Origin of the sequence: Shewanella canadensis (genome assembly GCF_003966225.1) — a bacterium.
Taxonomy (GTDB): Bacteria; Pseudomonadota; Gammaproteobacteria; order Enterobacterales; family Shewanellaceae; genus Shewanella; species Shewanella canadensis.
Window position 1 is genome coordinate 783,061 of sequence record NZ_RXNU01000001.1, and the last position, 21,284, is coordinate 804,344.

Sequence of the window (21,284 nt, forward strand, 5' to 3'; positions counted from 1 at the left end):
CTCAACAGATTGTTTATTTTGGAAAAACATTAGTTTTAGTACTAATTTTCAGTTCTGGTTCTCGTGCTTGAGTTATGAGGTTCGAAGCCGCTTCAGCGATTCAGTGCAGGCTTGTGTTGATAACAGGTATTGGCTGGTGGGCTAACATTGGAATAGTTTCAGCTAGCATTGTCACATCTGTCTATTCATGGACAATATTGAACACATGGAATGTGGCATAACTGTTTCAGACACAAAAAAGCCTGCACGAGGCAGGCTTTTTCGTTTGAAACTATTGGCTCGTGTAACAGGCCCTTCCCATCCTCGAACTGCAAGGATGATGAACTTGATCCGCACCGCCTTATCATAAATGGCACTCCAAATATGATGGAATGGCTGCCTCGTTAATGTTCCGACTCAAAAAGCTTAAGTTTAACTGGTATCTCACCTTACTGAGCCTACATAGCATCCAGCAGCAAAAGAACCACAGTCACGATAACTAACAGCAAAAACAGAGTGACCGCAATTGGCCAACGCTGCAAAAAGTATTCACCGGCGTCGAACGCGTTTTGCCATCCCCGCTTTTGCCTGAGACCACCCCACCTGACAAACCATGATGCGCGCAGTCCAGGCAAAGTCTCGTTTCCCGTCCGCCTTCCCCAACGAATGAAGGCATCAGACCAGCGTTCAACTGCCAGTTCAATCCGGTTCTCCTTCCTCGGCCCGGACGCTTCCCCCCCAGCCTTGGACCATTCGAGCCCGGCGGTCATCAACGCCAGCCCCCATCCCACAGTGGTAACAAAGAGATGGGCCGAGTCGCCATACTGGTTCCATAGGGCAGGTTCGAGCAAACCCGTCCCCAAGCCCATAATAAAGCTTCCCGTCGCAATGAAGACAACACAGACAAGTCGCTGTTTCCATTGAACCCATAAAACCGACCGTATGGCATAAAGGATTGTAGCCGCGCCGATAGCCAGCAGCACGGCCCCCGCCATAGGCGCGGCGAGCTCACCCAGCGGCAACCAACGCAGGCCACCAAGCAAGCCTGTGGCGACGGGACCGAGCCACAACAGCAGCGCCATCGCCGGCCGAACCGAGCCATATGCCAGAGATAGCCATAGGTGTAATGGCCATAACCCTACTTTTAAGGCGATGCCGACAATCACTATCGACAGATAGAAAGATGATGAGCTTGATAGCGTCATTGCCTTAGCCAGGGTGGCGAAGTCTAGATGTTCCGTTGTAGCAGCCGCCATGATCATGGCCTCGAACAGCAGGATGTCCGCCAGGATCAGCAGTACCAAGTATATCCGCCCGGCGCGGCGCGTCGTCTCATCACCATGGGCAAGCAAGAGGCCAATACACGAGTAGCCCATCAGGGTCGTAAAGCCGAAGAAGACGGTCATATCCGTCGCCAGAACCGCGCCAATCTGCCCCACCAAAAATAACAGCAATAAGCTGGTCTGGGGGTTACAGGCATCGCGTTTGGTGGGAACAGGCAAAAATGCGGCCCCAACGCCCCACACCACCACCGACATCGCCAGCCACCAGCGGGATACCGCGTCGATACCCAGCCCGGCGCTCTGCCAAAACCAGGGTAGTTCAATAGCAAGATCCACAGGAATAAACACGAGCGCAGCCGCTGGCAACAGCGCCATATGGACCGGCCAGGGCAGACGAGTATGCAGTGCAGGGAACGCCAACAGCAGCGGCAAGCCAGGTGCCGATAAAAGCAGGAATGCACTCACTATGGCGTTCATTGCGCGAATCCTCGACTCACAATTAAACGAGCCCATTCCAATAGGTTGAACGGCGCAGACGCCAGTAGCCCCAGAGCCAATGTCAACAGCGCGGTAACTAGGGGGGGGACAAGTAACGTCCAGGCAGTTTCCTTGCGTCCAAAAGATCGTTCGGCTGGCCAGCTATCGGGAGGCGTCTTGAACCAGGCGGTATACAATATCGGCAGAAAGTAGGCGGCGTTGAGCACACTGCTCGCCGCAAGAATATATATCACCCAGCCTTGCCCGGCGTCCAATGCCCCCAGCCCGAGATACCATTTGCTGAAAAAACCTGCCAGCGGCGGCGCACCTATCATGCCGAAGGCGCCAATGGTGAATGCCGCCATGGTCCACGGCATCCGTCGTCCGACCCCGTTCATCTCGCTGATCTTGTGAATTCCCAGGGTCTCGGCGAGGTTACCAGCGCACAAAAAAAGGGTGATTTTCTGTACTCCCTGATGCACCAGATGGATCAGGCCACCCAGAGTCGCGATGGGACTGGCAAGCGCTATGCCTAGCACGATATAGGACACCTGGCTGACCGTCGAAAACGCGAGCCGACGTTTCAGTTCGTCCTGAAACAAGGCGCGCAGCGAGCCGTAAATTATGGTCGCGGCAGCCAGCATCGCCAAGGGCAATGTCAGCCCCAAACTGTTGGAAAACTCAATGCCATACACATAGTAAACGACCCGCACTATGCCGAATGCGCCCGCCTTCACCACGGCCACGGCGTGTAGCAGTGCACTCACGGGGGCCGGGGCAACCATGGCCTGAGGTAGCCAGCCATGCAGGGGGATCAAAGCCGCTTTTACGCCCAGCCCGGCAATCAACATGGCGAAGATTATCATCAGTGTTGGGTGCAAAGAGGCATCAAGCCCGGACAGGAAACCGCGTTCTGTGAACTCCAGAGTGCCGGCAAGCGTATAGAGCCACACGGTTGACAGCAGCAGCAAAGCCCCCCCCGCGATCGTATAGGCCAGGTAACTTTTGCCGGCCTTGCGTGCCTCCTCGGTTCCTCTATGTACGATCAGCGGATATGTACACAGGGTCAACAGTTCATAAAACAGCAGGAAGGTAATCAAATTGCCCGCCAGGGCGACACCGGTTGTGGCAGTGACACACAGGCTGAAGAAGCCGAAAAAGCGACTGCGGTAAGGTGAGCCCTCCAGATATCCAACGGCATAAACGGTAGTGATCAGCCACAGTCCGGCAGAAAGCGTCACGAAAAGCATCGACAGTGGCCCGGAGCGCAGTACCAAATCGAGCCCAGGCAAGAGAACTAGGCGAGTCTCGAAATGATAGCCATGTAATATGCCCCAAAACATGCCCCCGACCAGCACAATCTTAAGTAGCGCACCGGCCAGATTAAGCGTTGTGCGGGTGACTACACGATTCTCGGGCAAACAGAAAATCATCAGCCCCGGCAAGAGAGAGCTAGCGACGATCAACAAGGGCAGAGCCGTATTCCAATTCATCCGCTATGTCCTGTGCCAAAGGGGGAACCAATCTCCATAATTGCCAACGGCCAGGAAGTGAACAGGCCCAAAAGGACAGCCACCAATGCCAACACCAGAGCGCTCCACTCCATTGTGGTCGGCAGCGTTCCAGCTTGGCGCGTAGGCTCGTCCTGGGTAAAGACGTGTCCAATGACCTTGAACACATAGGCCGCGGCCAGTAATCCACCGAGGATAAGAATAATTCCCCACCACCACTGTCCCGATTCTATTGATGCCTGCAGTAATAACCACTTGGCGATGAATCCCCCGCTGGGAGGTAGCCCCATAATACTGATACCCGCCAGGGTAAATGCCGTCAACGTCAGCGGCAGACGTTGGGTTATCGAAGAGAGTTCCGCGATGCGATCATGTCCTCCCAAAACCAGAATATTGCCCGCCGCCATGAACATCGCCGCCTTGGCCATGGCATGGGACAACAACATATATAGCGCTCCCTTCCAGGCAAGGCTGGTTCCCAGCGGAAAAGCCAGGAACAGATAACCCAGCTGCGATACCGTCGAGTAGGCAATGAGCAATTTAAGCCGTGTCTGGCGCAGTGCCTGAATCCCGCCCCAAAGGACGGCCGCCGCACCAAGCAACCCCAGCAACTGAGCGAATGAGGTACCGACCATTGGAAAGATCTCCAGCCACATGCGCAGTAGAATATAGAAGGAAGCCTTGACCACCAATGCGGACAACAGTGCACTCACAGGCGTAGGAGCACAGGCATGAGCTGCCGGTAACCAGAAATGCATAGGGAAAAGCGCAGTCTTGAGAAGCAGGCCGGTACTTATTAATCCCACCGCAGCCCACACTGCAGGCGACGGTTCCGCCCGTTGCGCCAGTATTGCAATATCCAGACTGCCAAAACTGTGATAAAGAAAGGCTACACCCAGCAGATAGAACAAAGAGCCCAACAGGCTGATCAGCAGATAACGCATGGCAGAGGTCAGGGCTTCCGCTCCATCGGCCAATGCCACAAGGGCCACAGCCGTCAATCCCAGCAATTCCAGTGTGACATAGAGATTGAAGATATCTGAGGATAGGAACAGTGCATTTAGTGCTCCACACAGGAACAACCATAGCGGCCAAAAATGGTTCGCTTTATCGGGACTGAAATAACCGCAGGAATAGACGCTGATACCCAGTCCCACCAGCGCTGCCACCACCAGCATCAGCAGACTCAGTCCATCCGCGTAAAGATCGATACCCAAGGGTGCGCCCCAGCCACCAATGGCGTAGCGCTGCGCCCCCTCCTCTTCCAGTTGCCAACCCAGCCCCCACACACAAGCGACAACAGCCAGCGAAGTAAGCAGACCCAGTGATTTAGATATTGCCGGGAACAGGAAGCAAGCCATGCCCCCCGTTAAAGGTAAGATGATCAGCACCACAATCCACGGAACGTCCCCCAATATTAACTCCATAGGCAGCAATCTCAGCCGTTTCCAGTGATCAGTCCCGGCCCCTGTCGGGAAGTTCATTTTTTCCGGTTGCCCTATTTACCTTCAGCATCAAGATGAGAGCCAATGCTGTAGCAGACACCGAAACCACGATGCCGGTAATCACCATGGCATGCGGCACAGGGTCTGGCAAGACCTCCTCATTACGGGAAGACAGTGCCACCAGCACCAGAAATACGCCTGTACTCATCACATTGACAGCCAGTATCTTGCGCAGCAAATGAGCGTGAACGATCAAGGCGTTCAAGCCCAGAACGAACAAGCTCACACCAAGGAGCGCATAGAGGTAAACATAGCTCATTTGTCTGCTCCCCCCGGTAGGCTACCCAGAAACATGGCCGCCAGCGTAGCACCGATAGACAGCGTAGCCGCCGCTTCGATCATCAATATCAGCTCTCTGGCCACAGGAGACGGATACTGTAAGAATTCACCTCCTATCAGAAGTAAACCCGTACCGGCCACGACAAACATGCCCAAGCCCAAGATTAAAAGGAATCTCAACGGCAGTCCTGAGCATCTGTTGCCGATACGCCATCCGCAAAGCAGCAGCAATACACCCGCAGCCCCCAGCAGAGAACCGGCTTGAAAGGCTCCCCCCGGCGCGTCGGCGCCCACCCACAACAGATAACCGGCCACAAGAATCAGCACTGGAACCAGCTGACGTGACATGATGTCAAGAACCAGCCCCGGGCTTGATTCGCGATAATCAGGTATGCCGCCGAGTGACCACACGCCAAGCAGAGCCACCAGCAACACTCCCATCTCCAGCAAAGTATCGTAGCCGCGAAAGTTGAGCAGCACCGCAGTCACTGGATTAGACACGCCAGCAACCTCCATGTTGTCGACCAGCATTTCTGGCAGACCTTCCACAGGTTCAGGCATAGATAATACGGTATAACCTAGACCCAGACAGAGCATCAGCAACAATGGCAACAACCAACGACTCCTCTCCATATCATCTCTCCTGGTTTACCGTAGGGACAGTCTATCTTTCAAGCTTAAATTTCGTCCAATTTCAATGCTCTTACGTGCACGCCGCGAGCAATGTAGTCTCACGGCTTAAACAACTGGCTCGTAACACAACAATAAGAATATTGAGATGAACTGAAGGCTGCGATTATTGGTCGTTTTTAGTTCGAACTCATTAAGGTGATCAAGCATTTTTTGCTTACCTTTATTTTGGTTCCTCATTTGAATCATGTTGAATGTGTGACTGAACTTCCTCGCCGTCAGATGCTCCTATACTGATATCTTCGAGTCGCGCAAACGCGGCCAGCAACAGGGCACCAGTCAGGCCCGCACCAATGGCCGCTTCAGCCAGAGCGACATCCGGCGCATTGAGCCGCACCCAAGCTAATGCCATCAGCAGCCCAAAGCTGATAAATAGCACAATTGCCTTGAAAATATCCGGGCTTGCGAGTGCCAGCCAGGCCAGGCTGAATAAGCTCACTCCCAACAGGCCATCTAACACCCAGTTAAGTATGGTCAACGCTTCCACGGCTTGATACCTCGCAGCAAAGCACGCCTTGCAATCAAATGGGAAATGCTGGCGCTGGCGAGCATCACCAATACCCAAATCAGCAGTAGCTTGCCCACGGTAAACCAGTTTTGCACTTGAACGGCCAGCCCTGCGACCACCAGCCCCAAGCCCACGTTGTCAGCTTTGGTCAAGGCATGCAGGCGTGTATAGACATCAGGAAACCGCAATAGGCCCAGGGTGCCCGCCAGGAAGAACACGCCCCCGGCGATTAGCAAGGCGGAGGAGAGGAGATCAATTGGCGTCATGCTTTGTCTCTCTAACCCGCCAGGCACGCCGGATAAAAGCTACCGCAGTTACCGCCGCAAGCAAGGCGAATACCAGTGCCACATCACGTAGGGCCGGTTTGTCCGTCGCCTGAGCCAGCAATAACATTGCAGCCACTGATGTGGTGCCGAACAACTGTGCCGTCAACATGCGATCCGCGGCGGTGGGACCGCGCAACACCCGCCACATTCCGACAATGAGGTTCAGCAAGAGGAACAACGCCAGTGTGAAATATAGGGTTTGCATACGGATTTAATCGTCCAATATAACCGGCGTTTTAAAGCCTGGTGGTTTGATCGCGAGTACGGAGCAATCGATCTGATTCAGGATTGATTCCGCGGTATTGCCCATGATAAAGCCCGGTACACCTGTACGGGCTACCGTTCCCATGACAACAAGATCTGCGTCGATATGCCTCGCCAGCGCCGGTATTTCTTTACGAGCCCCTCCCTTTACCAGATGCGTTCGGGGTTTAAGATAATACAAAGTATCCTGCCCCATATTGGCACTCACCTCGCACATCAGATCATCCAGATTTGCCTCATGTTGTCGCCTAACTTGCTCGACACAGGCGTTGACTTCTCTTTCCGACGTACTCATGAATGCCCCATGGCGCATGGATCCCTCTCCTAACACATTCCATGCATGCACGATATGCAGCTCGGCAGCCTCGGCCAGAGCCAGAAAACTGGCCATTTCGAGTACCTGACGGTTAAGTGCATGTCGTGATTCCATCTCTTGCTGTAGGTGGGTGTCATCGACATCTACTGCGGCCAAGATGACCCGGTGGGCCTTTGGGGCCTGCGACTTGATTAACCAAACCGGACATGGACACTTGCGCAAGACATGCATATCGTCACTGCCAAATAACCGTTCTAACCAATCCTGATATTCAGGTACTTTGATCACCAGATCGCGGCCGTTGCGCAGAACCTCACGTATGATCTCCAGGAAAGGCGTGCCAACCAATACCTTAGTTTCGATCTTAATCCGCTTAGCGAACGGCTCGACGAATGCCTCCAGCCGTTGTTTGTGGATACTGACCATCGCGGCCTGCAAATCGGCTAAGCCAGAGCCACCATCAGACATCCCAATACCCACAGTGACATATGGCGCCACGTCAACCACAGTTAAACAGGCCTGATTATTCTCGGCCAGTGTGACGGCACGTTCCAGAGCTGATTCGCAGATTTTCACCGGTTCCAATACGCAAAGTATGTCTTTAAACCTCTTCATTTTATTCGTCTCCTTTAGCATCCTGCAGGGATATATCGAACATTCTGGCAACTATTGTTTCTAACGTCATGAGTTCCGATAACACATTTTTTCGTGTGTCGAGTACATGAACTTTCAGACTGTTAGCTCCTAACTCGACACTCAATGTACCAGGTAGCAGGCTGACCGTATTAACCATGAATACCCGGGACATTCCCGGTGGCAGGCGTAAGGGGAAGTCAACTAGGTCCGGGGCTATGGGCATTTTGGGGTGAAATGCGCGCCACGCCACATCGGCACCGCCACGCAGCGAGTGCCAAATAAAAAACGGCACGAAGCGTACAGATCCAACCACCGAACAGGAAAAAGGAGGCACCAGTACCATACTTATCAACGTAGCAATGAGCACTACCGGCGTACCAACCAGCCATGAGTTTACTGACCCCTCAGTGAGCATCCACCACATAAAGGTAAAAGCAACCGCACGAAACCATACCCTCCGGAAATGAATATTCATCAAATTGTTAAACCAGCCCTTACTAGATAGTCGACTCATTCCGTAGCCCCAAGAACCACTTCGCTGTCTCATGGGACACATCCATATACGGCGTCAATATCAGGGTTACTCCCGCCTTATCCAAACCAGCGACATCACCCGATCTATGAGCCGCAAATTCACTAAATATGCCATGGAAAAAGCTCATTTATCAGTATTGTTACTCTCATCGCGCCGGCGCAACAGCTTATCGGTCTCCACTAAAGTGTAGATGATGATTCCGCAGATTAGTACTATGCCTGGATGGTTAGCGTTGGACTCCACCAGCAAAGAAAGCAACGGGCTCTACTTGCAAAGCTAAATTATGAGAAGGCTGCTTCAATCTAGTTATACCTAGTTATTGATATAAGCAATATCAGGCTACATTTAGCTAGCGCAATCTAGATCAGTCCAGCGCTGTCGTGCAATTGTCAGCTCAGCATGATTAACCTCTCCACACCCCTTGAGCGTTGAATATCAACACGTTTCCTTACTTATCACATCATCGTAAGTTCTTGTTGGTTCAATGTAGCTCACGCTGAGCAGGTTTCTATATTCATAACGGCTGTTATCTGACTAAGGTTGAAGGCAAGGCTGGTATACCTTCCAGGTACAAAGCTTTTAGCCCTAGTCGCTTAAAACCGCGCGCCAAAAAGAAAGGCTGTGAGTAACAGTAAGCAGAGACTAGGGGCAAAGGTTATCTGTGGGTTTTGTCTTCGAAGTTATCGGTATGACAGGTGCATACCAGTTCCGATGGTATGGTTGTGGGGGCGTATAGCCCGAGTGATACCTGGGAAAGTTGACTATCAGAATGTTCCCGGTTAGGTAGATGGCTTTTGGTTCACTCATATTCGCTTCTAATATCGTAGACGTTGGTCGTTACAGAAATACTAGGATTAATTATTATCCAAATTTCGGGATATACCACATTTGCTGGTGGTTGGCTGTTATAAAGCTAAGTTATTAGGTGATTTGCACTTTGTAAACGAGAGCATGCTGTAGGGGGTTTTGACTAACTACAGTAATTATTTCAGATAAGGCGAGTGAGTGTTTATTGGTGTGGAATGATAAGCAAATTTCAGACACAAACACCACATTTATCCATCCCTGGAATGCGGCATAAGTGTTCCAGACACAAAAAAGCCTGCACGAGGCAGGCTTTTTCGTTTAAAACTATGGTGGCCCCTCCCAGACTCGAACTGGGGACCTGACGATTATGAGTCTGAATTTTCACTAAACTCCAGTGAACCACAATGTACTTCAATACGCCATTCTTGATGTTTAACTATATGATTTTTAGTTGTTTAAATTTACTGCTCTTGTTCATTGTTATTCATTGCGTATCTTGGTTATACTCTTAATCTGCTACATATTTGCTACACAGGATTGAGTTATGGCTATTTTGTCAAAAATTAATGCGACCTCGATAAAGAGTTTAGCTGTTGAGGATAAGCGGCTCAACGATACCGAGATTAAAGGCTTTCATGCACGAATTTCAGCTAAAGGGGCTATCTCGTATTACCTCTTTTACCGTCACAATGGAAAGCAAGTAAATTACCTTTTGGGTAAGGGGAGTTCAATCACCCCAACTCAGGCTCGTGATATGGCAAAATCACAAGCTGGTAAAGTTGCATCGGGTATTAATGTTCAGTCAGACAAGAAAGTCGCCAAAGCAAAAGAGCTAGCCAAAAAGTTTAACAAGTTTTCAGTCTATGTCGAAGAGAAGTATCACCCTTGGCTCATCGCCAACAGCACTCGAACAGCAGATCAAATCAAAAGTGTCTTACTCAACAATTTTAAAGAACTCGCTGATATGCAGTTATCAGAGATTTCGGCATGGCACATTGAGCAATGGCGCTCTAAAGCCAAAAAGCTCAATAAAGCTGAAGCAACGATCAACTATAACGTGAACACGTTAAAAGGGGCTTTGAGTCGAGCTGTTGAGTGGGGAATCATAGACTCTCATGAATTAGGGAAAGTGAAGGCTTATAAGCTTGATAACAATAGAACTCGCTACCTAGACCCATTAGAAGAGAAAGCCCTGTTAAGCACACTGACTGAACGTGACAAGCTTATAAAGTCAAAGCGTTTGAGTGCTAATGAGCACAGGTTAAAGCGTGGTTATCCTCAGCAACCATCTCTTAGTCACCATGCTTATGCCGATCACATCGAGCCAATAGTCATCCTTGCGATGAATACAGGTATGCGAAGAGGGGAGATCTTATCGCTCAAGTGGTCGAATATAGATTTTTCAATAAAAGTGCTAACGATTAAAGGCGAATCAGCTAAGTCTGGTAAAACTAGGCATATCCCTCTAAACAACGCTGCTTTCAATGTACTGACCAAATGGCGTGAGCAAAACGCGTTTACAACTTTTGTATTTGAAGGCAGCGAAGGGAAGGCGCTAACCGATTTTAAAAAAGGTTTTTCTAAGGTAGTTGCTGATGCAGAGTTACAGGACTTTCATTTTCATGATTTAAGGCATCACTTTGCGAGCCAATTAGTGATGAAGAGTGTTGATTTAAATACGGTGAGAGAGTTACTTGGTCATGCTGATATGACGATGACTTTAAGGTATGCTCATTTAGCACCAGAACATAAAGCGGCAGCGGTAAACCTGATTGGTTAATACAAGTAAGGGAACGACTTGAAAGCATATTATCGATTATCAGAATTGAATGAAACTTGTGGACTGTCTGATGCGGATATTCAGTATTTAAACACAGATACCGAAGTATCATTTTGCCTATACTGCAAATCAACAGATGTGCTTATTGGCGGTTGGGTAAAGGGCAAGTTTAGCTGTTTCGGCCAAGCGAAGTATGCAGGGCTTATTTCAATGACCAAAAATCAGCAAACTGAGTTGTTTGAAAAAAGCAAAATATATGTCGGCAGTTCGACCATATTACAACAAAACAAAATTTCCCATTATTCCACCGACTACCCGTTCACTGTTGAAATGCCAAATACCGTTATTGAAAAGTGGTTAGCTACTCCTTTTGATAAGATCCCCTTCGAATTCATGCCTTTTTACTTTTACCCTCAAGAGCGTACAAGCATGTTAAAAGAGTTTGAAAACATGTGTAAGGGCGTAGCAAGTAGCATGGATACATCAACCCCCTATGAGCCACCAAAGCCTCTCAAGAAAGAGCTATTTCATCATAGCCATAGCTTTACGCTAGACGATGCCTGCATCACTTCAGAAGAGCTTAAGAAAGCTAATAGCTATTTTTCTCGCAATATTCTGAGCAATTTAGAAGATGATGAGCCAAAACAGCTCGTGAATTCAACTCAAAAAAATAGCCGCCCTATAGACCTTTTATTGCAGACGATGCTTAAGCAATACCCTGATGAACAAGCAAATCAGATTTGGAATAAGCTAGGTGAAGATATTTTGAATGAGCCTAGATTGTTTGATACTGATGAGATTATAGATGAAATTGGCAGTGATACTTTGTACTGGTATGACATAAAGTCAGATCTTAAACAGATGAAGAAAAAGAGCTTTTATAATTTAATTAGGGAATTGAAAAAAACTTAGTCCTAGCACTCCTAGAAGGACTCCTAGGACTCAAAACGCCTTTTATTGTCCTCCATGTACTTAGAAATACATGGAGGCATACATGCCAACAGCAATACCAACAGCAGAAACCAAACGCGCACTATCAGAAATAGAAACTGCCGAATATATCGGTATGAGTCGCTCTTTCCTACGTCAGTCACGTATGGAGGGAAATCGAGAAAATAGAACCCCAGCTCCACCATTTATCAAAATTGGTCGTGCAGTTCGTTACCTAAAGGAAGATTTAGACCAGTGGCTTGATAGCTTCTACCGCATGGATCACCTAGGTCAGAGTGACGTAGGGGGTAAACATGCCTGAGCTAACGAAAGAGCAGCAGCGTTTACTCATTTGGTTATCATTACCAAGTACTCATTTTGAAATCTGTCGTGAGCTTGGTTCCTCCTACCGAAAAATGAATGGCTTAGAGAGCTATGTGGATTGGTTAGGTGATCGATATAAATTCGATAAGAGAACACTTCAAAGGCTTATTGATACAGGTTTTGTTACCAGTGAGTTTCTCTATCCATTTGGAATCAAGTATGAGCGTTATTACGTGACCGAAGAGGGTCGAGCATGTATTCATGAGATTAGGTTTGGAGCCTCTTAGCGTGAATAGCTTTAGAGAAAAAATCATCGTAAAGGCGATGAATGATAATGATGACATTTTATCGCCTTATTTATCGCGTGTGGATAAAGCTGATGCTCGATTTATCACTGCAAAATTGTCAACATTCTCTAACTTGATTAAAAGCACGATATTAAAGGAGGCCTTCGATAAACCAACAGCCTATACGCGTAATCGGCATATTCTAGATACGTCTACCACGCTTTATAAATTACTGCCTAAAAAATTGGCTCATATGTTTTTTTGTTTTGATGATGACATTAATATCAAAGCAAAAGAATGTGCGGACTATTGCAGAAGAATTGCCATCGACCCGAAAGCAATCAACTTTATTCGCCTTCACCACAATATTCCTGTTAATGCTTTCAGTGATGCACCCATTAACGAGGATGTACCTGTTAACGAAGATGTACCTGTTAACGAAGATGTACCTGTTAACGAAGATGTACCTGTTAACGAAGATGTACCTGTTAACGAAGATGTACCTGTTAACGAAGATGTACCTGTTAACGAAGATGTACCTGTTAACGAAGATGTACCTGTTAACGAAGATGTACCTGTTAACGAAGATGTACCTGTTAACGAAGATGTACCCGTTAACGAGGATGTACCCGTTAACGAGGATGTACCCGTTTACGAGGATGTACCCGTTAACGAGGATGTACCCGTTAACGAGTATCCTGTCGTAGATACCGAATCTAACCGAGTTATTACCGAAACAAGTCCCGAATTTGACCGAACTATTACCGAAACCATTTCGGGAAGTGACCAAGCTAATCCCGAATTTGACCGAACTATTTCCGAAACCAGTTCGGGAAGTGACCTAGCTAATCCCGAATTTGACCGAACCATTTCCGAAACCTGTTCGGGAATTGACCTAGCTAATCCCGAATTAGACCGAACTAGTTCCGAAATGAGCTCGGGAAGTGGTCTAGCTAATCCCGAATTTGACCGAACCATTTCCGAAAGCAGTTCGGGAAGTGATCTCGTTAATCCCGAATCAAACCGAATGATTCCCGAAACCAACCCCGAAACAGACCGAGTAAGTTCGGTTACTTCAATTGGCGAGCTGACTACAGGCAAACAAAAAATAGCATATGAGTATTTATCTCGTTACGTAGCAACCTTCAATATTCAACCAATAAAGCCAAGTAAAGCAACTCAACTATCAGGATGTATCAAACGCTATACCGATAATCGATGGTGGCTGAGAAAGATTCGCAAGCTGATAACTCAAGCAAATGAAAAAGCGGCAATACACCTAAATTTTGTTAACAGCAAAAGGCAGGTTTACGCCAGTAACATAACGACTAAAAACCGAATTGCTCAACGGCTGAGAAATGATGAGTTAATGAGTTCTAGCTTTATCATTAACGAACTCGGTCAACGCTATTCTTTAAAGGAAGTATCTGACTTAAACGTATCTAACCCTAAGATAAGAAAAGATGAGCTGATTTGTCGTGCTAGAGGTTTTGAAAACCTAGCAAAAGAAGAAGGCCATGAGGCGTTGTTCATTACTGTTACTTGCCCTTCAAAGTATCATCGAGCCTTCTCTAAATCTGGTGCGCCTAATCCCAAGTGGCAAGGATTAATGCCCGATGAAGCAAATAAGTACTTAAACCACCAGTGGAAAAAAACACGTGCTGAATTCAATCGACAGAATATAAACCCGTATGGCTTTAGAGTGGTTGAACCGCAACATGACGGAACCCCTCATTGGCACATGTTGTTTTTTATTGAAGGCGAAAAGCTCGAAGCGATGCAGAGTATCATTCGTCATTACGCCTTAGAAGTCGATGGTGATGAAAAAGGCGCTTTAGAGAACCGTTGTGACTTTAAGAAAATAGATCCTGCTAAAGGCTCTGCTACGGGCTATATCTTGAAATACATCGTTAAAAATATTGATGGTGAAGGGTTAGGAGAAGATAAATTTGGTAATGACTCTCTTCTCGTTGCTCAGCGCATAGATGCTTGGGCGTCTTGTTGGTGTATTCGCCAGTTCCAGCAAATAGGTGGTGCTAGTGTCTCTGTGTGGCGTGAGCTTCGAAGAATCCGTATAAAGCTCTTTGCTACAGATACCGAAAACCAAAACTCAGTGTTAGAGCAAGCACGTTTTGCCGCAGATAATAGCGATTGGCAAGGCTACACTACGGCTATGGGCGGGATCTCGACCAAACTCAAAGATAGGCCGATTAAACTGCATTACGAACTGAATGTTGATGAAGAAACAGGGGAGTGCTTACAGAGTTATTATGATGGTGAACTGATCACTAAAGTTAAGGGCTTATGGTTTGCTGGGCGAACTATCGTTACCAGACTCTATCAATGGAGGATAGAAAAAGCATAGGCATTTTCAGGTTAGATGCAATGCCTGATGCCAATGAACAGTGAAGCCTTAGACTTGAATGGTGAAAGCTTCGAATAATACATATCAGGTACCCCTCAACAGCAGCTTAAGCAGAAACTAGGCTGTAGCTTGAATCAAATATATCCAGAAACCTCTCTTTAATCTTTTGCTAGTCGCCTGCCAGAATGGCAAAGATGCTTTTACTTGGAGTTCTGTAAATAACTGTACTAATCACAAAAATCACCCAATGTTTATAGTATGATGAATTTAAAGAAATATATCATATAATTCGAGAAGGGAAGCCATGACCATTTTAATTGATAAAATCAGGATTTCTGGATTTAGAGGGATTAAAAATATTGAATTAGATTTACCAAGAGTTGCGGTATTAATAGGCCTCAATAACGCTGGTAAAACCTCAGTAGTCAAAGCATTTCAGCTTGCTCTAGGTGATTATTCAAGACATCTAACGGAAGAGGATTTCTTTATCGGTGAAGATGACAATCCCATAGATGAAATTTTGATTGATATAAGGGTCGTCCCCGTTGATGATGATGGTAAGAAAACCTCATTCTTTGAGGAAGAATGGATAGATTTTTTTGGGGAGAAAGTCCAGGCTGATGCTCTTGAAAATCAATTTTCAGCAATTAGAACGATATGTACTCCCGATGCTATCAAAGGTGGATTTAACGTTTCTAGATATTCTTTAGAAAGTTGGCCAGATTTTACAGATTGGAGAGGTGTTAGAGTCAATCAGAAAAAACGAATTCGTTCTGCATTGCAATCGTTACCATACTTCTCCATTGATGCTCAGCGAGATCTTCATTCAGAATTAAGAGAGAAAAACTCTTTTGTCGGTAAAATATTATCTAATATTAAATACAACGAAACCGATAAAGAAGCATTAGAGGGAATCATTTCTGATTTAAATGATGAAGCAGTTAGCAAGAGTGAGCCTCTTCTAAAGTTAAAAGAGCATTTAGAGCAATTGAATCAATCTTTTTCCAACTCTGGGAAAGCTGAAATAACTCCTTTCCCTAAGAAGATAAGGGATTTATCAAAACAATTTACAGTACATTTTGGTGAAAATGACAGTAGTTTATTTTCAATGGAATATCACGGGATGGGGACACGAAGTTGGGCTTCTATGTTGACGGTTAAAGCGTTTACAGAATTAGCTTCTGAAAAGTATGATGAAGAATCCGAAGCTTACCACCCCATACTTGCCGCAGAAGAGCCTGAAGCGCATTTGCATCCGAATGCACAACGTACACTCTACAAGCAACTAGTTGAGTCTAAAGGACAAGTAATCATAACGACCCATTCACCTTATGTCGTAGCATTAGCGGAACAGAGCAATTTGAGATCATTATCAAATGGAGCGTCTGGAGTTTGTGTAAGACAGTTAAGTAATGACATTTCTCTTGAGGATAAACGAAAGCTTCAAAGAGAAGTAATACATTCTAGAGGAGAACTGCTGTTTTCGAGGGCTTTAATTTTGTCAGAAGGTGAGACAGAAGAACAAGCATTACCTATTTTATTTCAGAAATACTTTAACTCAGAACCTTTTTCTCTTGGAATTAACTTTATTGGAGTTGGTGGGTCAGGTGCTAAATACAAACCTTTTTTGAGGTTAGCCAGAGATTTTGACATTCCTGTATTTATTTTTAGTGATGGAGAAGCTCCCATTATAGCCAAGCTAAAAAGTGCTTATGAAGAGATTTTTGGTGAAGTTGATTTAACAAATAGTCCAAATATAACCATCTTGAATGGAACTGATTTCGAGGGGTACCTGTTAGCCAGTGGGTATGAAGAGCTGATTAAAAAATCTATAACAGAACTTGAAGGCGCTGCTAAAATTACTACTTGGATTAGAAAGAGGCAAGGTACTGCTTTAAAGCCTGTTCGAGCAGGTGTTCCTGATTGTGAAGCATGTAAGCAACCAATTTTAGAAGCCCCTATTAGAGACTACTTAAGCGCTGATGGAATGCAAAAAGCAATTTTAGAAATATTGGATTCTAAAAAGCCAATGTATGCTCAAGCTGTTGCACAGGCATTATGCGAATTACCAAATGAAAATTTACCACCAAAAATAATAGAGTTTTTTGAGAAAATTAAGGCGAGGGTCTAAGCTATGATGCCACTATCAAATAATCAGTCGCTTGTTGTAAAAGCGCCGCTTGATAAGAATATACAAGTCTTAGCCTCTGCTGGTTCAGGTAAAACTAGAGTATTGACAGAAAGAGTCCGATTTATACTAGAACAAACTAAAAAAGATAGAGTAATCGGACTCACTTTTACCAACAAAGCTGCTGAAGAAATGATAGAACGATTATCGGATTCAGAAGAAGCAGCTAGTAGAGCATGGATCTCAACAATTCATTCTTTATCTCAAAGCATAATCGAACAATATGGTCACACTATAGGGTTACCATCTGAACTAAATATTTATGACAGAGATAAAGATAGGATGGAGATATTTTTACAATCCTTGAGAGATGATGGAGTGAATATTGATGAATATTTGGATGTTCCTGACTCAAAAGAACACCGAAATAGACAATCTATTATGCAAAAATATATGGATGCCTTCTCTACTATAAAACGAGAGTTTCTAACAGAAGATGAGGCTTTAGTCAAATTTGGAGGGCAAGAGCGGATTTGGAAAATATATCAGGATTATCAATCTGCATTATTGAATAGTGGAGGGATTGATTATGATGATATTTTATTTTATGGGCATCAATTATTATTAAAGTACGACTGGATTTCAAATATCTATAGGACAAAATATAAACATGTATGTGTAGATGAAGCTCAAGACTTGAATAGGGCGCAATACGAATTTATTAAAGTCTTTTGTGGCCAATCAGTGAAAAGTCTGTTAATGGTTGGAGACCCTCACCAAATGATTTACGGGTTTAATAGCTCATCATCAAATTTCTTATGTAAAGAATTTATCAATGATTTTGAACCTTTAAAATTCGAGTTGAAAGAAAATTATAGAAGTACGAAAGCTGTAATTAGTGTTGCAAATAAATTAAAACCAAACTCTCAAGAAGAGCGTAGTGCCGCGCTTGTCGGTGGAGTAACCTTCAATAAATCTCAAGATGAATTCGAAGAAGCTCAATGGATTACTAATCAAATTAAGTTTTTACTTGAAATGAAAAATCATGATGAGATAGAAGGTGAGATATCGCTTGATAGAATGGTCGTGATTGCTAGAAACCGATTTGTTTTTCCAGCCTTAGAAGAAAAGCTAACTAATGAAAATATTAAGTACTTTTTAAAGAAAGGTGAACGTTTAGCTGAACCGAGTTCACTCTTTGGAAAAATATTAGATTATGGTTTGAGAGTAAAGCTGACACCAAAAGACTGGGTTGATGGTAAAAAGCTATGTAAGTTACTTAAAATATCACCACCTAAAGATTGGGGGGATGAAAGACAATTATATAACTGGTCTATGAATATTGATTACAATTCTAATATTCAATTCCCAGAACTTCAATCCGCTCTATTGAAAGAACTTGATAATCTAGATAATGAAGAGCCTAAAATAAGAAAGTTTGTTTCTACATTTGATCAAAAACTCAAGAGTTTAGCCTCGTTAAGTGATAATGATAATGATAAATTAGAATTGGAAATGAGTATTTCGGAATTGAATGACTTTAAAGAATTATGGCTTAGATTTAAAATGAAAGGTGTTGGTGGTTCATTAAAAGCATTTAGAAACGCCATGGCGTTAGGACAAGTAACAGAAAGCAGAAGCAATATTGGTGTTACTTTAAGTACAGTACACACCATGAAAGGTTTAGAAAAAGATATAGTATTTTTAATGGGTATGTGTGAAGGCGTATTTCCTGACTATAGAGCTAATTCAAACAGTGAAATTTCAGAAGAACGAAATAGTGCATTTGTAGCAGTAACAAGAGCAAAAAGATGGCTATATATTTCTTACCCAGAAAAAAGAACTATGCCATGGGGAGATGTAAAATGGCAGCAACCTTCAAGGTTTGTTAAAGAAATGCAATAATTTTACAGGTAATATATGCCATGACATAGATGAAAATTATTTGTTCATAAAGAGTAAAATGCTTATTTTTTACTCTTTTATTTACAATTAACGAAACAGCGAGTTGATGCATTGCCATTTGCTACAAATAGGCTACACGTTAAAGTAGGTACCAAGCCGAGGTCAGTCTAAATTTTTGTATTTAAATTGATTTTTAAATAGTACCCCCTCTTGTTAGGGGGTTATATTTTCAAAGAGGTTTTGAGTACTATGCTCGATTTTGGAAAACAACCCTTTAGTGTACGACTGGAAGCAGAGTTGTCTTTGGCTATTTGTGATGAGTTAACCCAAAACTTCGGTTTTGTTCATGGAGGCGTTTAAAGCTACTTAGCTGATAATTGTATAACATTTTCAGCTGCATTTACTTTAGGTATTTGTGAGTAATATTGTTTATATTGAGTTTAACGCATCTTGTAAAACAATCTATACTTTTACCTCCACTTATTTCCAACAAAGCATAAAAAACCACCTAAAGGTGGCTAATAGTTATTTCTCTACTGATTTGGCTATAGGTATACCTTCAGGCTTACTTTCAACTTTAGGTTTATTTATACCTTCAGGCTTACTTTCAACTTTAGGTTTATTTATACCTTCAGGCTTACTTTCAACTTTAGGTTTATTTATACCTTCAGGCTTACTTTCAAATTTAGGTTTATTTATACCTTCAGGCTTACTTTCAACTTTAGGTTTATTTATACCTTCAGGCCTACTTTCAACTTTAGGTTTATTTATACCTTCAGGCTTACTTTCAACTTTAGGTTTGTTTATACCTTCAGGCTTACTTTCAACTTTAGGTTTATTTATACCTTCAGGCTTACTTTCAACTTTAGGTTTATTTATACCTTCAGGCTTACTGTCAACTTTAGGTTTATTTATACGTTCAATACTATCCTTAAGCATAATGTTCTCATTCTCTAAGGTATTATATTGTTTTTCTAAACCACTGATGCGATCATTAATAGTATCGTTACTGGTGATTTTTTGCTCTAAAAAATAAAGCCTAATACCACTAAAAATAATGGCAATGACTGTAAGGCCAATAGCCCACCTTGCTGTTGTAACTGATTTGTCACTGTTACTTTTTAATGCTTCACTAACTAATTTTTGTGATTCACTAATTTCCATTTGAGCTTCTGTAGATTCTTTTTGAGAATTAAATCTTCTTTCATTATCATCATGTTCTTGAAGCTTTATTATAACTTCAAGACCTTTAGCATTGACGGTTAGTTTATGATAAGCAGGGTTACCATACTCATCACTATCTTCGTTAGCAATAAACGGTTCCCATTTAGGATCTTCATCCAAAGGTGTTAATGGACTAAAACGTTCATCTAGCCTTATGCAATCAACTACACCGTATGTAACTAACATTTTCCGCATCTCATTTGCACAAAAAATGATACCGGCATCATATGAAGGATCATTAGAGCCTTTTGGCTTGAGCAACATATAACTTTTTACAAATTTTTCTAAGTCTGAGCCTTCTGCATGTAAATTACCAAATATTACAGTATTGATAGTTACTGAGGATGAATTAATGATATGCATCAACGCTTTTTTCCATGCGTTAGGATAATTAGAATCTGTACTCATTGTTGATAGCCTTTTTGTTACACCAAAAGTTTTTATTAGACACATCATATAGATACGCTAACTTAGCTTCAACTAAATACTCCCCAAAATTCTTCCCATCAAAAAAACATCAGCGACCAACCTCAAATAGTTATCACGTTTTATATTACGAATCTCTATCTCTTTACCTTTAGCTAATGTTTGTTTTGTGTAGTTCTTCGCTTGTTTGGCTAGTTGCTTTTCATACTCACATTTACCACGTATTTCAGGTGTATCAATGGCATTAACTCTAACAGGTATGTTTTCACCAATTACCAAAGGGGTAATCGGCAATATTGACGGGAAATGTATCACCATCATAAACACTGATTACTTTATCAACTACAGCCCAATAATCTTTAACTGTTTTTATTTATAAAAATATAACAAGAAAATAAACAAGGACACGTAACAGTTGGCTATGTTTCGCTCCGCTACACAATTATAGCCAACCATTACTTAGCCTGTTATTTTAGCGTTACCGCATAACTGATTGTAACGACTCCGTCAGACCGTTAGGCGTGTTCAACTATCTAAGTCTCTCAGCAAGCTGCTCAGGCGCATCATATAGCTCTTTAGGAGGCTTAGTTGGTGATAGGTGTGGATCATCGACTGTATTATGATTAGAGAGGAGCAGTAGCTAAAGCGGGGCGAATAAGTGTGATGTATAGATGCGTATTCCGGCGATTGCGATCACTCATTTCGGTTTAATCCGATCACCTAAATCATCTTTTCTCTCTTCCCCTTATTTTTACCCTAAGTGATCGGATTGCGCCAGTTTTCTCATCGATTCACCACC

Annotated in this window: 19 protein-coding genes and 1 tRNA gene; 7 read left to right on the top strand and 13 right to left on the bottom strand. The window is 44.1% G+C overall.

What is annotated here, in order from left to right; all coding sequences use genetic code 11:
* Positions 1-437: 437 nt before the first annotated feature.
* The 11 genes from EKG38_RS03455 to EKG38_RS24870 form a co-directional block, all read right to left on the bottom strand.
* On the bottom strand, positions 438-1,739 hold the full coding sequence (locus EKG38_RS03455; RefSeq protein WP_126518665.1) for a proton-conducting transporter transmembrane domain-containing protein: 1,302 nt from the start codon (positions 1,737-1,739) through the stop codon (positions 438-440).
* On the bottom strand, positions 1,736-3,232 hold the full coding sequence (locus tag EKG38_RS03460) for a complex I subunit 5 family protein (protein WP_126518667.1): 1,497 nt from the start codon (positions 3,230-3,232) through the stop codon (positions 1,736-1,738). The genes EKG38_RS03455 and EKG38_RS03460 overlap by 4 nt, the downstream gene beginning before the upstream one ends.
* Positions 3,229-4,665 (bottom strand): complex I subunit 5 family protein, encoded by a 1,437-nt coding sequence (locus EKG38_RS03465; RefSeq protein ID WP_246033062.1) that lies wholly within the window; start codon positions 4,663-4,665, stop codon positions 3,229-3,231. Before EKG38_RS03465 ends, EKG38_RS03460 begins: the two co-directional genes overlap by 4 nt.
* Before the next feature lie 40 nt (positions 4,666-4,705).
* Entirely contained in the window at positions 4,706-5,014 is a 309-nt protein-coding gene (locus EKG38_RS03470; protein ID WP_126518670.1) for an NADH-quinone oxidoreductase subunit K, read from the bottom strand.
* Positions 5,011-5,667, bottom strand: a complete 657-nt coding sequence (locus EKG38_RS03475) for an MnhB domain-containing protein (protein WP_126518672.1) — start codon at positions 5,665-5,667, stop codon at positions 5,011-5,013. The genes EKG38_RS03470 and EKG38_RS03475 overlap by 4 nt, the downstream gene beginning before the upstream one ends.
* Positions 5,668-5,887: 220 nt before the next feature.
* The gene (locus EKG38_RS03480; RefSeq protein WP_126518674.1) at positions 5,888-6,211 is read right to left on the bottom strand and encodes a Na(+)/H(+) antiporter subunit B; all 324 of its coding nucleotides are present in this window, start codon (positions 6,209-6,211) and stop codon (positions 5,888-5,890) included.
* Positions 6,199-6,498: a monovalent cation/H(+) antiporter subunit G gene (gene mnhG / locus EKG38_RS03485; protein ID WP_126518676.1), complete on the bottom strand. Its 300-nt coding sequence runs from the start codon at positions 6,496-6,498 to the stop codon at positions 6,199-6,201. Before mnhG ends, EKG38_RS03480 begins: the two co-directional genes overlap by 13 nt.
* On the bottom strand, positions 6,485-6,706 hold the full coding sequence (locus EKG38_RS03490; protein WP_439332636.1) for an MrpF/PhaF family protein: 222 nt from the start codon (positions 6,704-6,706) through the stop codon (positions 6,485-6,487). Before EKG38_RS03490 ends, mnhG begins: the two co-directional genes overlap by 14 nt.
* Before the next feature lie 63 nt (positions 6,707-6,769).
* Positions 6,770-7,753, bottom strand: coding sequence for a universal stress protein (locus EKG38_RS03495; RefSeq protein ID WP_126518680.1), 984 nt, complete (start codon positions 7,751-7,753; stop codon positions 6,770-6,772).
* A gap of 1 nt (position 7,754) precedes the next feature.
* Entirely contained in the window at positions 7,755-8,321 is a 567-nt protein-coding gene (locus EKG38_RS03500; RefSeq protein WP_246033064.1) for a Na+/H+ antiporter subunit E, read from the bottom strand.
* Between the two features lie 1,122 nt (positions 8,322-9,443).
* Positions 9,444-9,517 (bottom strand) — tRNA-OTHER (locus EKG38_RS24870).
* A 143-nt stretch (positions 9,518-9,660) separates the two neighbouring features.
* Between EKG38_RS24870 and EKG38_RS03505 the strand changes: the two genes are divergently transcribed.
* The 7 genes from EKG38_RS03505 (at position 9,661) to EKG38_RS03535 (ending at position 18,835) form a co-directional block, all read left to right on the top strand.
* Positions 9,661-10,896 (top strand): site-specific integrase, encoded by a 1,236-nt coding sequence (locus tag EKG38_RS03505; RefSeq protein WP_126518682.1) that lies wholly within the window; start codon positions 9,661-9,663, stop codon positions 10,894-10,896.
* Positions 10,897-10,914: 18 nt separating this feature from the next.
* Positions 10,915-11,808: a hypothetical protein gene (locus EKG38_RS03510; RefSeq protein ID WP_126518684.1), complete on the top strand. Its 894-nt coding sequence runs from the start codon at positions 10,915-10,917 to the stop codon at positions 11,806-11,808.
* Positions 11,809-11,890: 82 nt separating this feature from the next.
* Complete coding sequence (locus EKG38_RS03515; protein WP_126518686.1) at positions 11,891-12,148, top strand: helix-turn-helix transcriptional regulator; 258 nt, start codon at positions 11,891-11,893, stop codon at positions 12,146-12,148.
* A complete protein-coding gene (locus EKG38_RS03520) occupies positions 12,141-12,437 on the top strand; it encodes a hypothetical protein (protein ID WP_126518688.1) in 297 nt (98 codons plus the stop codon). The genes EKG38_RS03515 and EKG38_RS03520 overlap by 8 nt, the downstream gene beginning before the upstream one ends.
* 1 nt (position 12,438) lies before the next feature.
* The gene (locus tag EKG38_RS03525) at positions 12,439-14,802 is read left to right on the top strand and encodes a replication endonuclease (protein WP_185826762.1); all 2,364 of its coding nucleotides are present in this window, start codon (positions 12,439-12,441) and stop codon (positions 14,800-14,802) included.
* 304 nt (positions 14,803-15,106) lie between these two features.
* Positions 15,107-16,933 carry an ATP-dependent nuclease gene (locus EKG38_RS03530; protein ID WP_126518692.1) on the top strand — a complete coding sequence of 609 codons (1,827 nt, stop codon included), beginning with the start codon at positions 15,107-15,109 and terminating at the stop codon, positions 16,931-16,933.
* Positions 16,934-16,936: 3 nt separating this feature from the next.
* Positions 16,937-18,835, top strand: coding sequence for an ATP-dependent helicase (locus EKG38_RS03535; protein ID WP_126518694.1), 1,899 nt, complete (start codon positions 16,937-16,939; stop codon positions 18,833-18,835).
* 525 nt (positions 18,836-19,360) lie between these two features.
* Here the strand turns inward: EKG38_RS03535 and EKG38_RS03545 are convergent.
* The gene (locus EKG38_RS03545) at positions 19,361-20,467 is read right to left on the bottom strand and encodes a hypothetical protein (RefSeq protein WP_126518696.1); all 1,107 of its coding nucleotides are present in this window, start codon (positions 20,465-20,467) and stop codon (positions 19,361-19,363) included.
* A gap of 72 nt (positions 20,468-20,539) precedes the next feature.
* On the bottom strand, positions 20,540-20,806 hold the full coding sequence (locus tag EKG38_RS03550; protein WP_246033065.1) for a thermonuclease family protein: 267 nt from the start codon (positions 20,804-20,806) through the stop codon (positions 20,540-20,542).
* Between the last annotated feature and the right edge of the window lie 478 nt (positions 20,807-21,284).